Below are 14,657 nucleotides of genomic sequence, written 5' to 3'. Positions count from 1 at the left end.
AAAAGCTATGAAACTTGCCTTCATTATCGATCCCATTACACGTCTCGATCCAGGACACGATACTAGCGTAGCCTTGATGGAAGCCGCACAAGCATTAGGTCATTCTGTTTGGGTAACTCAAGCGAATCTTCTCAGTGTCGTAGCGGGCAAAGCTTGGGCTATGTTGGAACGAGTGCAGCTAAAGCCTGTGGAACTCGTACAAGGACGATGGGTAGTAAAAACTCCTTGGTTTGAATTGAGCGATCGCACTTTTGCGCCGTTAGAAAGTATGGATGCGGTCTTTATGCGTACCGATCCCCCTGTAACGGCTTCCTACCTCTATGCTACGTACATTTTAGACTATATCGATCCTGCCAAAACCTTTGTTATCAATGATCCCCAAGGAATTAGGGCAGCAAATGAAAAGATGTATGCCCTGCAATTTACCAAGTGGATTCCAGAAACAATCGTCAGTTCTGATAAACAAACAATTTACGAGTTTGTTGAAAAACAAGGTGCAGCAATTCTTAAACCTTTAGGAAATAAAGCTGGAGAAGGAATTCTCTATTTGGAAGCAGGCGATCGCAATTTTAACTCAATGGTTGAGTTAAGTACTTTACAAGGAAGTGTCCCAGTGATGGTGCAGACTTACTTAGCAGCTGCTAAAGAAGGAGATAAGAGAATTATTCTTCTGGATGGTAAACCTATTGGCGCACTCAATCGACTTTCTTCAGGTAATGAATTTCGCAATAATATGGCAGCAGGTGGTACTGTTGCGCAAATTGCTATTACTGAGCGAGAGCAGCAAATGTGTGCTGATATCGCCAGAAGACTGCATCAAGACGGTTTGTATTTTGTAGGAATTGATGTCATTGGTGGTTATCTTACCGAAGTTAATGTGACAAGTCCAACGGGTATCAGAGAAATTGATCGCTTAGAAGGTACTCGTTTAGGCAAACAGGCTATTCGGTGGATAGAAGCAAGACTACAGGCGTAGACGTCGATAAATCGTCTACGCTTTTTGCTAAGAGCGAGGATTGCGTCTTCTCTGGAGAAACTCAGGGATATCTAAACCTGGTTTTTCTACAGTTTCTATCTCAATAGCAGGAGGAGAGGGATTGGTTGGTGCTGCTTGTTGTGGCTTTGAAATAACTTTTACATTAGATAGTGGTTCTGCAGCAGCTTCTGTAGTAAATCCTGTAGCAATTACTGTAATTCGGATCTCACCTTGCAGTCTTTCGTCAATTACTGCACCAAAAATAATGTTGGCGTTGGGGTCTACTACTTCATATATTGTTTCAGCAGCGGCATTGACTTCATGTAAAGTCAAATCATGACCGCCAGTAATATTGAAAACAACACCCTTAGCTCCTTCAATGGAAGATTCGAGAAGAGGAGAGGAAATCGCAGCATTTGCTGCTTCTCTGGCACGAGATTTACCGGAACCAATACCAATACCCATTAATGCTGAACCTGCATCTGCCATAATTGCGCGGACATCTGCAAAGTCAACATTAACTAATCCTGGAATAGTAATAATGTCAGAAATTCCTTGCACACCTTGACGCAGGATGTCATCAGCTATCCGGAAAGCTTCTTGTACAGGTGTTTGCTCAGAGATCACAGATAGCAGTTTGTCATTGGGGATCACAATGAGCGTATCGACTCGACTTTGGAGTGCCTCAATACCTTGTTCAGCTTGTGAGGTGCGTCGCCGTCCTTCAAACATAAATGGACGAGTAATGACTCCTACTGTCAATGCACCTAATTCTTTGGCAACTTCTGCAACGATTGGTGCTGCACCCGTACCTGTACCGCCACCCATACCCGCAGTGATAAAAACGAGATCGGCATTTTCTAAAGCTGCAGCAATTTCCTCACGCGATTCTTCAGCTGCTTTTTGACCAATCGCCGGATTACCACCTGCACCAAGTCCACGTGTCAGCTTCTGTCCAATTTGCAACCGACGAGTTGCTGAGGTGTTTGTTAAAGCTTGAGCATCTGTGTTGATTGACCAGAATTCAATACCACTGACCTCACTAGCAATCATGCGGTTAACGGCATTACCACCGCCGCCACCAACTCCAATAACTTTGATATTAGCGACTCGACCTGGTACAATACCATCCATTTGGTCGTCATGCTCAGGCATTCCTTTGGAATCATAATTTTGCCCAAAGTGAATTCCGGAAGAGTTGAAGGGATTATTAGAGTTGACACTCAGAGAGTAACCTGACTGTCCTGGAGATTGTGAGCTTTTCTCAGTTGGCTCTCTTTTACTATTAAGCACCATTGGCATGAACAAGGTTATATAAACAACTTTTTATGTGATTTGGCTTAGAGTCTACTATAGGTTGACCTTCTTTGACTCTACAATTGCTCTTCGGTATGAGTGTAAGTTTCACTCTAACGTTAGGAAATTACCACTGGCATTGACTTAAATAGAGTGAATCAGGTAATAGATTAATGTCGTTTTTCTTAAAGTTTAAAGGATTTAATTGGTGCTCGTACACAGTAAGCTGCTTTTGTTGAGATGATCGCGTAGGCGTAGTGCTGATCTCGATAGTCGTCCTAATAGACTTCATAATATGAGGTCTGCTAGCAAATAGCAAACTTGATTGCCCAAGAGCATGCATCAGCACATTAAGTTTTGGCAATTGATTTTGCTGAATGTAATTAATAGAGTTAATAACAGATTTCACTCTCGACTGTTTATTCTTCACAAAGTGTAGCTCCTACAGTTTGGATGCGACGCTCGCCTTATTACTATGTATTTCTTAAGCTATATTCATTAAATTCGCATTAAGATAGCAACATTTCTATTGGGTTTTTAGCAATATCTTGTCATGCAATCAGTCAATCTTTGAAACATCTCTTGCTTGTGTTACTGTATGCTTTGCGTTCGTTAATACAAGGTCTTGTACTCGATTTCTACTATTAACTAACTAATTAGTAAGTTTTCTTTCTAAGAGAACGCCTACACTATACTCCCAGCCCATAAACCTGAAAAATACATAAACGTATCTAAGCTATCTTAGTCATTGGCATAAAACTACTTCATTTTATTTTGAACAATTTTTAATTGTACTGACAATTTTGTTAATCGCAAAACTCTGATGGGAATTGCTAGATACTATTTCCAAAGATTTAGTGATACAAACTTGAAAGTTGTACTCAGCGAGAAATCGCAAAGGATATTTTTATTTTTATCAAAAAAACTCATCATTGTTCTAAAAAAAAATAAAGAAGATCTCTTGACAATATGACACCAAAGTTAGCCCTATAGCGTATCAGGATTAACTATTTTTACTGGTTCATTTGTACTGTTGGAGTTTCAGGATTAGAGAGATCAATGTAAGCAATTTGACTAGAATTTAGTTGCTGAGGAAATTGCCGCATTTGATCGAGGACTTGTAGTTGTTGAGTTAATCTCGAACTATATGCACCAAGATGTACAATACCTAATTCAGTTTTGAGAATAATATTGGTTGGATCTTGGCAGTCAATCTCAGATATTTTAACTGGGCTACGGCTAACACTTTGATATACTGAAGACCAGTAAGATTGATATCTTTCCCAGGGACCAATAACTTTTAATTGAGGTAGTTTTAGATTTGTAGATTGAGCAGCATAGGTTTGAAAAGGAATCCATATCCCATTTGCATCTACAAAACCCATGTTAGCTTGTGTATCCGTTGTAACAGCTTGAGGTGGTCTAATGTAGGCGATCGCTACAGGAATTCTTTCTGTAATGACCACCCGTAGCCCTGGAGGAAATAATTCGCGTGTTACAGTCGCATCAACAATCGTTGGTTGAGACTCTAAAGAGTTTGCGATCGCTTCAGGCCGAATCCGCAGCAACGACTGCGGATAAGATACTGGTAGTAATGACTTAATTGCGGGTGTTGCTAGAAGTTGGTTTCCTTCAATTGTGACTTGGCTAGACTCTTGTAGTACCCAAATAGGTTGAGTCGTTGCCCAAACTAAACCACCCAACATGCCACCTACTGCTAAGGTTTGCCATGCAGCTTGTAACATTTTGAGGCGTCTGTGAGTACGCAACTTTTTTCGTCTTTGCTCTAAATCTGAGCGCGAAACTGATTCTATGCTGGTCATCCTAATCTAATAGCAGATGTTTTACAAAAAAGTAACTTAGTTTGTCTTAGCTTGCTCATACCATGCTTGGATATTCTAGAGCTTGTCTGAGGCTGTGCAAAGTTAACAGTAGGACTGACGCACTGTACAAAAAACAAAGTATTGACCAACACTGACGATGTGATTGACATGATGATTATGCATTGAGTACCACTCTTATGGCAGTTAAGTGTAGAGTGGCTACAGTAGAACTACTGAAGTTTATTTGCGATCGCGACTAATTATTCAGTAATTTTACTGAATTGAGCATTAATACCTAAGTCTGAGAAACGAATCAGGATACAGCAGCCCGTAAAATGTCCCCATGTCGTAAATGCTAGCGGGAATGTTTAAACTGTGTATCTCATCAACAGCAAGATGCTTAGAGCAAGCAGTAGAATCTTGATATCTTTAAGTTTAATTAAAACATTATTGACCCCAATACTATGGGTAATACTTTTGGGCACTTATTTCGGGTAACGACTTTTGGCGAATCTCACGGTGGTGGCGTTGGAGTAGTGATTGATGGCTGTCCACCGCGCTTAGAAATTTCTACTGAAGACATTCAACAAGAACTAGATCGCAGGCGTCCAGGTCAAAGTAAAATTACAACGCCACGTAAAGAAGCAGATACCTGCGAGATCTTATCAGGGGTATTTGAAGGGAAAACTTTAGGAACTCCGATCGCAATCTTGGTACGCAACAAAGATACTCGTCCGCAAGACTATGATGAAATGGCACAAAAATATCGTCCCTCACATGCGGATGCGACTTATGATGCCAAATATGGCATTCGGAACTGGCAAGGTGGAGGAAGATCTTCTGCCCGCGAGACAATTGGGAGAGTTGCAGCAGGGGCGATCGCCAAAAAAATTCTGTTTGCAGTTGCTGGCGTCGAAGTTATTGGCTATGTCAAACGAATTAAAGATTTAGAAGGCATTATCGATCCCAACACTGTCACCAGCGCCCAAGTTGAAAGCAATATTGTCCGCTGTCCTGATGCTGAATGTGCTGAACGCATGATTGAACACATTGAACAAATTGGACGACAGGGAGATTCTATTGGCGGTGTCGTTGAATGTGTTGCGCGAAATGTCCCTAAAGGTTTAGGAGAACCTGTTTTTGACAAACTAGAAGCCGATATTGCCAAAGGTGTCATGTCCTTACCAGCTTCTAAAGGTTTTGAAATTGGTTCTGGTTTTGCTGGAACTTTACTCACTGGTAGCGAACACAATGATGAATTCTACACCGACGATCGCGGGGAAGTTCGTACTATAACAAATCGTTCAGGAGGGATTCAGGGAGGAATTTCTAACGGAGAAAACATTGTTTTGCGGGTAGCGTTCAAACCGACTGCGACAATTCGTAAGGAACAGCGTACGGTTAACCGCGAAGGAGAAGAAACTTTGTTAGCTGCTAAAGGAAGACACGATCCGTGTGTGTTACCGCGTGCCGTACCGATGGTAGAGGCAATGGTTGCTTTGGTACTATGCGATCATCTATTGCGACAGCAAGGGCAGTGTGGAGTGTTTTAGCGATCGCTAGAATTTAAAATTAAGTAATAATAACCAAAATTGCCATTGAATTTATCATGCTCATAAACATCAAAAAGGTTTTTTTATTTGTTTTTTTAACCTTTTTGTGCAGCTATCTTTTGGTAATAGTTTATCTGGCATTAGGAGGCAAGTGGATTTTTCCAGGGTCTTTGATTATCACCTTGCTTTATATGTTTGTTCCGATGTTTGTTACTGTTGTCATTCATCGTTTATATCGAGAACCGTGGACAAAGTTAGGAATTTCTTGGCAGTTGAATTGGTGGTTTTTAGTAGCATGGCTACTTCCTCCAATTAGCGCCATCGCTGCTTTAGGAATTAGTTTACTTTTTCCTGATGTTGAATATACTGCAGAAATGCCAAAGCTGTTTGAGCAACTAAAATCTCTAGTTCCTCCTGCAGAATTAAAGCAAATTCAAAATGAGGTAGCTGCTGCTCCCATGACTTTTATAGTAGTTGGCATACTTCAAGGTTTAATGGCAGGTTTGAGTGTTAATGCGATCGCAGCTTTTGGTGAAGAATTAGGCTGGAGAGGATTTCTGCAAAAAGAACTCAATGGCATAGGCTTTTGGAAAGCATCGGTTCTTATTGGTATTATTTGGGGAATATGGCACGCTCCCATCATTCTTCAAGGTCATAATTACCCTCAACATCCGGTTATTGGTGTCTTCATGATGACGCTTTTTACCGTGTTGTTATCACCGATTTATAGTTACATCAGAATCAAAGCAAAATCTGTCGTTGCTGCTGCTATCCTGCATGGCACTATGAATGGTACAGCAGGATTGTCTACCTTAGTCATTCAAGGAGGAAATGACTTAACTGTGGGATTAACTGGATTAGCAGGTTTTATAACTCTGGTAGTTATTATTATTGGCTTGGTTGTTTATGACTATTTCAAAGCACAAGAACCTATCTTACACAGATAACAAAGAGTGATTTTAATTGCTTGATGGGTTAGGTAAATACGAAAAGGTGAAACCACGCAAGTATCAGAAAGATAGTTAGTATAGCACTGAGCTATAGTTTAAGTTCAGGCAGAATGGTCACTGGTAAACCAGATTTTATTCTCTACGCACAACACGGATGGGCTGATACCGGTAAGGCGATCGCATCACTAGCAAACCGTTTGGCGACTCCGAAAACACTCATCATTGCCCCCAGCTTGGGCTTTGTTAATACTTGGTTACGGATAGAACCTTTAATTGAAGCAGTCGAAAAAATTGCTATTGAAACAAATTCACGGTATCCAGACACCCCTATCCGCATTATTGGTCATTCAATGGGAGGATTAATCTGGTTAGAAGTTCTTAATCGTCATCCTGCATGGTGGTCGCGAGTTGAATCATTAGTTCTTGTCGCATCGCCTGTAGGAGGTGCAGATCTAGCAAGAATGTTTGATCCCCTGAGTTTGGGAGTTGGCATTGCAGGCGACTTGGGCAAAAATCGCCGAGGAATAGCTGAAGCGATCGCCAAAGAAATTCCTACATTAAGTATTGCTGGAGATTTTGATAATGGTAGTGATGGCACGATTCCAATAGGTTCAACAAAATTTCGCAATGCCCAGTTTGTCCTACTGCCTGGCTTATCTCACGCAATTATGCGTCACCATTCTGAGGTAGCAACTGTTATCAAAGATTTTTGGGCTAGCGAAAAAACACTAACCAGTATTCCCGATCCTGATTTAACTGACTTACTCATTGATCGTTTACAACTCGTTTCCGGTATCACAGACGCACACCATCGAGACTTTACTAAAGCCCAAGTGTGCTTCACTTTAGAAAACGGTGTTTCTATTTGCACGTGGAAAAACTCATTAGGAATAGATCACGTTTTCGTCAGTTGTCCAGAAGGCAAATGTCTTTACAGTGGCTTTGTCGGCTGGTTGCACTCAGAAAACTTACGCCAAACAATTCAAGAAATAGCACGAGAATTTACTAAAAAAACATCTTAAATAACCTTCGTCCAGTTTCTGTATTTTCTGTAACTAGTATTTGCTCAATTCTTATCTAATAACTTCATGGATTCTGTTACAATTTTGGGACTTATAGCCGGAACATTAACAACAATTGCTTTCTTACCACAATTATTTAAAACCTGGCAATCAAAATCAGCCAAAGACGTTTCTTTGGGGATGTTAATGATATTTTCAACAGGTGTATTTCTGTGGTTAATTTATGGAATTTACCTGCAAGCTTTACCTATTATTCTTGCTAACTTAATTACACTCATTTTCAACTTAATAATTCTAGGGCTTAAAATAAGATATAGATGACTCAATAGCTAACTCAAGCTAATTAAAGCCTGTGACTGCCTCTGTTTTTGCCAGCGAACGCCTTTTGTTTAACCCAGCAACTCCAAACAACGAGGCGATTCGGACAATTTTTGCGTTTCCCAATGAGTACAGCGTGGGGATCACTAGCTTGGGCTATCAAGTAGTTTGGGCGACTTTAGCAATGCGGTCAGATGTGCAAGTTAGCCGTCTATTTACCGATGTTTGCGAACAGCTACCACGAGATCCTGAGTTGATCGGCTTTTCTGTATCGTGGGAACTTGATTATGTTAATATTCTCAATTTACTTGAATCTTTAAACGTTCCAATTCGTGCAAATGCTCGCAGTAACAGCGATCCCCTAGTTTTTGGTGGTGGTCCAGTGTTAACTGCAAACCCCGAACCTTTTGCGGATTTTTTTGACATTATCTTGCTAGGGGACGGTGAAAACCTGATAGGAGATTTTATTGCAGCTTACCAAGAAGTTCGTAATGCCGATCGCACAACTCAGTTGCAACATCTAGCACAAGTTCCAGGTGTTTATATTCCCAGTTTGTACGAAGTCACATATTGCGATCCTACAGGCGAGATTCAGTCAATTCGACCGCTAGCAGCAATTCCTGACGTTGTAGAAAAGCAAACTTATCGCGGTAATACTTTATCAGCGTCTACAGTAGTTACCGAAAAAGCTGCGTGGGAAAATATCTACATGGTGGAAGTAGTACGCAGTTGTCCCGAAATGTGCCGCTTTTGCTTGGCAAGTTACTTAACACTTCCGTTTCGGACAGCGAGTTTTGAGGGTTCATTAATTCCAGCAATTGAACGGGGATTAGCTGTCACTGATCGCATTGGCTTATTAGGCGCATCGGTGACTCAGCATCCTGAGTTTGACGCTTTGTTGGCATACTTAAGTAAACCAGAATACGACCACATTCGTCTAAGTATTGCTTCGGTACGCACAAACACCGTTACAGTACAACTTGCCCAAACTCTGGCAAAACGCGACACGCGATCGCTGACAATTGCAGTCGAAAGTGGCTCAGAACGCTTGCGGCGCATTATTAATAAAAAACTTGATAATGATGAGATTATTCAAGCTGCAATTAATGCTAAAGCTGGAGGATTAAGCAGTTTAAAACTCTATGGAATGGTGGGAGTTCCTGGAGAAGACATGGCAGATCTCGAACAAACTGTAGTGATGATGCGATCGCTGAAAAAAGCTGCACCTGGATTACGCTTAACGCTAGGATGTAGCACGTTTGTTCCCAAAGCGCATACACCGTTTCAATGGTACGGAGTAAACCGCCAAGCTGAGAAACGGCTACAGTTTTTACAAAAGCAACTTAAACCTCAAGGCATTGAATTTCGTCCAGAAAGTTACAATTGGTCAGTCATTCAGGCTTTGTTGTCGCGGGGCGATCGCCGCCTATCACAATTATTAGAGTTAACGCGGCACTATGGTGACTCGTTGGGAAGTTACCGACGGGCGTTCAAAACATTACACGGGCAGATTCCTGAGTTGGATTTTTATGTGCACTCTGATTGGTTCAGAGATCGGATTTTACCGTGGAGTCATATTCAAGGACCACTTGCACAGGCGACTTTATTAAAGCATTTAGCTACCGCTGAAGCTGAGATGAATAGAGATCAGGAGCCAGTAGGTTGTTAAAGCTTGACCTGCACCAAAGAAGCATATTATTAACAAACGCCTCTTCAGTTGTTTGAAGAAGCGCTTTGCTTTGTGTAATTAGGAAGATATCTTGTTGAACTTCCTACAAGTGATGTAAATTATTTAACTTGAGCAGGGACTTTTTTCATCTCACCCTCAGGCTTAGAACCGTCTGCTTTTAGGGACTCACCTTCAATAAAGGAGCGCAACATCCATGCCATTTCCTCATGTTGCTCCATCAAACCAGTAAGAAAGTCAGCTGTACCTTCATCATGAAATTCTTCAGAACACTGATCGATATGTTCGCGGAGATTGCGGATAATTTGTTCGTGGTCGTCTACTAACTGAGCTACCATTTCAGTTGCAAGAGGAATATTATCTCCTTGCTCTTTGATCGTAGAGTTTTCTAAAAAGCCTTGTGCTGTACCTACAGGGAAACCACCCAATGCACGAACTCGCTCAGCGATCGCGTCAATATTTTCGGTTAAGGCAGTATACTGCTCTTCCCAAATTTCATGTAAAGAACGAAACTGTGGTCCTACAACATCCCAATGAAACTTTTTAGTTTTGATCAAAACTAGATAAGCGTCAGATAAGTCACCGTTTAGTAATTTGACTACACCTGAGCGTTGTTCTTCTGATAAACCGATATTGATTTTACGCATAATTCCTTGTTTTACTCGCTTGTTCTTCCTTAATCAGTGGAACAAATCTCACAAAAGAGGACATCAGCCAAAGGGGAGATTGTTGTTAGGGCTTACTTTGGCGCGATTGAGCAGCTTATCTCTATGACGGTAGCCTGTGTAACGCACCTTGACGCGATCTCCAGGTTGTGCTGCACCTTCTAAAAGCTGATGTATTTGTGGGTCATAAGGGATCTCAGTTCCTACAGAAGCGATCGCTTCCACTCCCCATTGTTGCAATAACTGTTCTAGAGGGCGCATCAAAGGTAGTAATTTTACAGCAGGTAGTTGAGGATTCTCCTGTGCTTTTTGGGCTGCTGTAGGCCACTGTATTAACCACGATTCAAGCAGTTGTAAACTTGAATATTGAAATTCATAGTATAAGTTTTCTCGCTGCTGTTCGAGGAGATTTTGCAGTCGTTGGTACTCTTGTTCTAAATCAGCAGACGCCTGGTGCTGGGTTGTTTTTGTGTTTTTTCCAGAAAATATTGCTACCAACTCCTCTAGCGGCATTTGTAGTGCTTGAGAAAGCTTGAGCAGAGTCTCCACTCGTATTTGTCCCACTTCTCCACGACGTAGCTTGAGAATTTGCCCTCGCGATACTCCAGCAGCACGAGCTAATGCTGTAAAACTAGACAAGCCCACCTGTTGCATTTGTTCTTGTAAAGCAAAGGTCAGCTGATCTAGTGTTGGTTTTGGATTTCTTCTACCTTGAGACTGTTCGTGTACATCCATAGCTTAATTGTTGTGACAATTAAGAGGAATCGAAAAGCAGAGATTAAGGACTATAAACTTATCCTAATCTCTGTGGCTAGTGGAAGAGTGAAAGAGTTTTGGAAAACGAACAAAGGTGCCGGAGGCATTACTGTCAGTTTTGAGTTTTGAATTAAAAGAATTTTCTTAACTCAACACTCAACACTCAGAACTCTCTTAAGCTCAACACTTCACGACTCATAACTCTCCGTTCCCCTAACCTGTGATCTCTCTTATTGTTCTAACAAGCTGCGTAACATCCACGCATTTTTTTCGTGAACTTGCATCCGTTGAGTTAAAAGATCTGCTGTGGGTTCGTCGTTAACTCGCTCGACAACTGGAAAGATGGAACGCGCAGTGCGAACTACTGATTCTTGACCTTCAACTAACAGCCGAATCATATCTTCCGCTTTAGGAACACCCTTCGTTTCTGGGATTGAACTGAGTTCAGCAAACTCGCTATATGTTCCAGGTGCTGGATAGCCTAGTGCTCTAATTCGTTCAGCAATTTCATCAACTGCGGTTGCCAACTCGGTATATTCTTCTTCAAATAACACATGCAACGTCTGGAACATTGGACCCGTAACGTTCCAGTGAAAGTTATGCGTTTTGAGATATAGTGAGTAACTGTCTGCAAGTAAACGTGAAAGCCCTTGAGCAATCTCTTTGCGGTCTTCTTCATTGATGCCAATGTTGACTGGCATAACCTTGCTTTGAATTTGCATACAATTCTCCTTAAGTAAATTTTTTAGGCTAAGTGCATTTTTAATACAGCGCGAGGAGCTTTGCGGACTCTAGCTAAAATCGTCTCTTTGCCTAACCGCTGACACGCTTCGTAACGGTGACAGCCAGAAAAACCATAGTATTGTCCGTCTACTTCAAGTACATCGATTGGTTCTTGTTGACCAATTTCTCGAATCGATTCCATTAAAGCTGCTACTTTATTGGAATCGTTTTCTCGTGGCAGCGGACGTCTAATTTGGTTGAGTGGAATTTCCTGAACTTTAGTCATTTAGCCTTGCTACCTCCTCGCTATCGCCTATATAAATCATAGTCGTTATGACTTTGATTTGCAAGTTTTTATCAAAAAATACTGGAAAAGGAACTAAAATAAACCTCTATAGTCCTCGAAAATAAAGCTATTCTGAGACAAACTAGGTAGCACAAGACTGATTTATGACGGTGAGGGAACTAGCAGTGATCAAGACGCAAAGAAATTGCAACGATAAGCAAACTGTTGAAGATACTTACTGTGCAACAGCAACTCATCAGCTTTCACGCCGTCGTTTTTACAGTTCTCATCTATCTTTATTGTCGTTGTCAAGCGGAACACAACCTTTGCACAGGAAAACTCGACAAAAGCGATCGCACTTCTCCTTTTGGATAACAACTATTTTTATCTTATGTGGTACAGCAACTGGTGCAATGGCAGCCCAGAAATCTGAACCAGAACTCAAAATTGGCATTGTGCAAAGATTTGGTGCTAAACCAACAGATGTGTTAAGTTTACAGGCAACTCCAGGCGATCGCCTCACAATCCAAACAAAAGCCGGAGATGAAGCAACACTACAAGCAACAAATGTCAAGCTAGAAACTGTGATGCAACCGCTGCCAAAAGTAACTTTAGCTGAGCGAGTTGTGCTAAGTACACATCGCAGTTTTGAAACAGCGGAAGATACTGCTAAGCAGTGGCAGAAAATTGGGATCGAAGTTGAGATTGCACAACCTGAACGGTGGCAAGTGTGGGCAAAGCGAGATATTTACAACTCTCCTCTTTTACGACGCTTGCTATTATTAAGTTTAAAGGTAAAGGGTAACAACGATGCTTACCTTGATACTCAAGTGCTCCAAGAAGCGCCCACAGTCAATTTAGTTGTGGATGGCAAGCGTTACAGTCATCCAGAAATAGACATTACAACAAATAAAAACTTGATCCAATTGAGCGAGGGCAATCAGCGCGATCGCCGTCTCTATGCAGGCAAGATACGCCTACAGCCAAATGCCTATGGTACCTATACGTTGATTAATGAAGTTCCTTTAGAAACTTATTTGCGGGGTGTCGTACCGCACGAAATTGGAGCAAATGTTCCTTATTCTGCTGTAGAAGCTCAAGCAATTATTGCACGGACGTATGCACTGCGAAACTTGCGTCGCTTTGCGATCGATAACTATGAACTATGTGCAGACACTCAGTGCCAAGTTTACAAAGGTTTGAGTGGTGCTGTTCCTCTAGCAGATCGCGCGATCGCCGCTACTAGTGGGCGAGTACTAACTTACAATAATCAACTCGTCGATGCTTTGTATTCTTCTACAACAGGTGGTGTGACTGCGGCATTTAGTGATGTCTGGCAGGGAACAGATCGTCCCTACTTGCAACCAGTTGTCGATGCTGCTGGTAGTGTTTGGAACTTATCTGGTCAAAGTTTAGCCGAAGAAACGAATTTTCAACGATTTATTAGTCTCAAGCAAGGATTTAACGAAGTTGGCTGGAGTATGTTCCGTTGGCGTAAAGAAAGCAGCTTAGTACAGATTACAGAAGATTTGCAGCGCTTTTTTAAAGCAAACAATAGCCCGTGGGCAAACTTGAAACAAATCAATCAAATGCAGGTTGTTGAGCGATCGCCTAGCGGACGTATTCTGAAACTTGCGGTAGAAACTGATTTGGGCACAGTTGTTTTAGAAAAAGATGAAGTCCGTAGTGCTTTTTCTGCACCTCGCAGTACTTTGTTTTACCTGCAACCGCTGAACAAAGGAGCAAACTCGTTATGGGGTTATGCTTTTGTTGGTGGTGGTTTCGGACACGGTGTTGGTTTAAGTCAAACAGGATCGCAGCGATTAGCAAAATTAGGCTGGTCGAGTGAGCGAATTTTAAATTTCTACTATCCTGGTACGCAAATTCAGCCATTGAGCGATCACATCACCTTTTATGACGAAGAACCGCTAGCAATGACCGGAAAATGATGATATGAAGTTCAAGCTAAACGTTAACTGCTATTTTCATTGAATGAAGCAGGAACTTTTGCCATTACAGTTCCTGCTTTCTACTTTGTGGCTACTAACCAAGATGGTTATTTAGTAGAGTTCTTCTTCTTTGTGAGTTTCGATTGTGCAATCAGAAGAAGGGTAAGCCACACAAGTGAGAACGTATCCAGCTTCGATTTGATCGTCGTCTAAGAAAGACTGATCGGATTGGTCAACTGAACCTGACACGATCTTACCAGCACAGGTAGAACAAGCACCTGCACGGCAAGAATAAGGCAGATCAAGTCCAGCTTCTTCAGCGGCATCTAGAATATATGTATCATCGTCAACTTCAATCGTCTGATTCAGTCCTTCGGCGTCGTTGATTAAAGTGACCTTGTAAGTTGCCATTCAGCGATCCTCTCAATTTGCTACGGCAGTATAAGATAAACTAAAGTAAACTGTGGGCTTCGCTTATGAGCAAAGTCCAAAATATTTGAGTTCACTTCATTTCTGATACTACGAGAAAAACCATAGCTTGTAACCCCCTATTTCCTCCGATTTTGCAGGCGATTAGTAATGAAATTTAGTTATTTAATCCTAATTAGTTATTCTTATGAGAGAGTGACTAGTGGCTAGTGACTAGAGAAGAG

At 41.5% G+C, this 14,657-nt stretch carries 14 protein-coding genes; 7 read left to right on the top strand and 7 right to left on the bottom strand.

Features of this window, described 5'->3' with window-relative positions:
* Positions 1 to 7 precede the first annotated feature (7 nt).
* Positions 8 to 976 carry a glutathione synthase gene (gshB, locus tag IQ230_RS21870; RefSeq protein WP_193934352.1) on the top strand — a complete coding sequence of 323 codons (969 nt, stop codon included), beginning with the start codon at positions 8 to 10 and terminating at the stop codon, positions 974 to 976.
* A 27-nt stretch (positions 977 to 1,003) separates the two neighbouring features.
* Here gshB and ftsZ read toward each other — a convergent pair whose 3' ends face one another.
* Both ftsZ and IQ230_RS21860 read right to left on the bottom strand, forming a co-directional pair.
* On the bottom strand, positions 1,004 to 2,131 hold the full coding sequence (gene ftsZ / locus IQ230_RS21865) for a cell division protein FtsZ (RefSeq protein WP_339384107.1): 1,128 nt from the start codon (positions 2,129 to 2,131) through the stop codon (positions 1,004 to 1,006).
* A gap of 1,154 nt (positions 2,132 to 3,285) precedes the next feature.
* Complete coding sequence (locus IQ230_RS21860; protein ID WP_193934351.1) at positions 3,286 to 4,095, bottom strand: cell division protein FtsQ/DivIB; 810 nt, start codon at positions 4,093 to 4,095, stop codon at positions 3,286 to 3,288.
* 464 nt (positions 4,096 to 4,559) lie between these two features.
* Between IQ230_RS21860 and aroC the strand changes: the two genes are divergently transcribed.
* The 5 genes from aroC (at position 4,560) to IQ230_RS21835 (ending at position 9,607) form a co-directional block, all read left to right on the top strand.
* Positions 4,560 to 5,648, top strand: a complete 1,089-nt coding sequence (gene aroC, locus IQ230_RS21855) for a chorismate synthase (RefSeq protein ID WP_193934350.1) — start codon at positions 4,560 to 4,562, stop codon at positions 5,646 to 5,648.
* 119 nt (positions 5,649 to 5,767) lie between these two features.
* Positions 5,768 to 6,595, top strand: coding sequence for a CPBP family intramembrane glutamic endopeptidase (locus IQ230_RS21850; RefSeq protein ID WP_193934349.1), 828 nt, complete (start codon positions 5,768 to 5,770; stop codon positions 6,593 to 6,595).
* Between the two features lie 113 nt (positions 6,596 to 6,708).
* The gene (locus IQ230_RS21845; RefSeq protein WP_193934348.1) at positions 6,709 to 7,620 is read left to right on the top strand and encodes an alpha/beta fold hydrolase; all 912 of its coding nucleotides are present in this window, start codon (positions 6,709 to 6,711) and stop codon (positions 7,618 to 7,620) included.
* A 66-nt stretch (positions 7,621 to 7,686) separates the two neighbouring features.
* Complete coding sequence (locus IQ230_RS21840) at positions 7,687 to 7,941, top strand: SemiSWEET transporter (RefSeq protein WP_099699413.1); 255 nt, start codon at positions 7,687 to 7,689, stop codon at positions 7,939 to 7,941.
* A gap of 31 nt (positions 7,942 to 7,972) precedes the next feature.
* The gene (locus tag IQ230_RS21835) at positions 7,973 to 9,607 is read left to right on the top strand and encodes a B12-binding domain-containing radical SAM protein (RefSeq protein WP_193934347.1); all 1,635 of its coding nucleotides are present in this window, start codon (positions 7,973 to 7,975) and stop codon (positions 9,605 to 9,607) included.
* Positions 9,608 to 9,726: 119 nt separating this feature from the next.
* On the opposite strand, the gene IQ230_RS21830 is transcribed toward IQ230_RS21835, so the two are convergent.
* The 4 genes from IQ230_RS21830 to IQ230_RS21815 all read right to left on the bottom strand — a co-directional run bounded on the left by IQ230_RS21830 (position 9,727) and on the right by IQ230_RS21815 (position 12,055).
* Positions 9,727 to 10,272 carry a Dps family protein gene (locus IQ230_RS21830; protein ID WP_193934346.1) on the bottom strand — a complete coding sequence of 182 codons (546 nt, stop codon included), beginning with the start codon at positions 10,270 to 10,272 and terminating at the stop codon, positions 9,727 to 9,729.
* 63 nt (positions 10,273 to 10,335) lie between these two features.
* Positions 10,336 to 11,025, bottom strand: coding sequence for a helix-turn-helix domain-containing protein (locus IQ230_RS21825; RefSeq protein WP_193934345.1), 690 nt, complete (start codon positions 11,023 to 11,025; stop codon positions 10,336 to 10,338).
* Between the two features lie 251 nt (positions 11,026 to 11,276).
* Positions 11,277 to 11,768: a Dps family protein gene (locus tag IQ230_RS21820; RefSeq protein ID WP_099699409.1), complete on the bottom strand. Its 492-nt coding sequence runs from the start codon at positions 11,766 to 11,768 to the stop codon at positions 11,277 to 11,279.
* Between the two features lie 23 nt (positions 11,769 to 11,791).
* On the bottom strand, positions 11,792 to 12,055 hold the full coding sequence (locus IQ230_RS21815) for a ParB N-terminal domain-containing protein (RefSeq protein ID WP_193934344.1): 264 nt from the start codon (positions 12,053 to 12,055) through the stop codon (positions 11,792 to 11,794).
* 326 nt (positions 12,056 to 12,381) lie between these two features.
* Between IQ230_RS21815 and IQ230_RS21810 the strand changes: the two genes are divergently transcribed.
* Positions 12,382 to 14,004 carry a SpoIID/LytB domain-containing protein gene (locus IQ230_RS21810; protein WP_407646701.1) on the top strand — a complete coding sequence of 541 codons (1,623 nt, stop codon included), beginning with the start codon at positions 12,382 to 12,384 and terminating at the stop codon, positions 14,002 to 14,004.
* A gap of 111 nt (positions 14,005 to 14,115) precedes the next feature.
* Here IQ230_RS21810 and IQ230_RS21805 read toward each other — a convergent pair whose 3' ends face one another.
* A complete protein-coding gene (locus tag IQ230_RS21805) occupies positions 14,116 to 14,415 on the bottom strand; it encodes a ferredoxin (protein WP_193934343.1) in 300 nt (99 codons plus the stop codon).
* Between the last annotated feature and the right edge of the window lie 242 nt (positions 14,416 to 14,657).

This window comes from Gloeocapsopsis crepidinum LEGE 06123 (assembly GCF_015207655.1).
Lineage (GTDB): Bacteria > Cyanobacteriota > Cyanobacteriia > Cyanobacteriales > Chroococcidiopsidaceae > Gloeocapsopsis > Gloeocapsopsis crepidinum.
The sequence above is the reverse complement of the archived record's forward strand: the minus strand, read 5'-3'. Positions and strand labels throughout refer to the sequence as shown.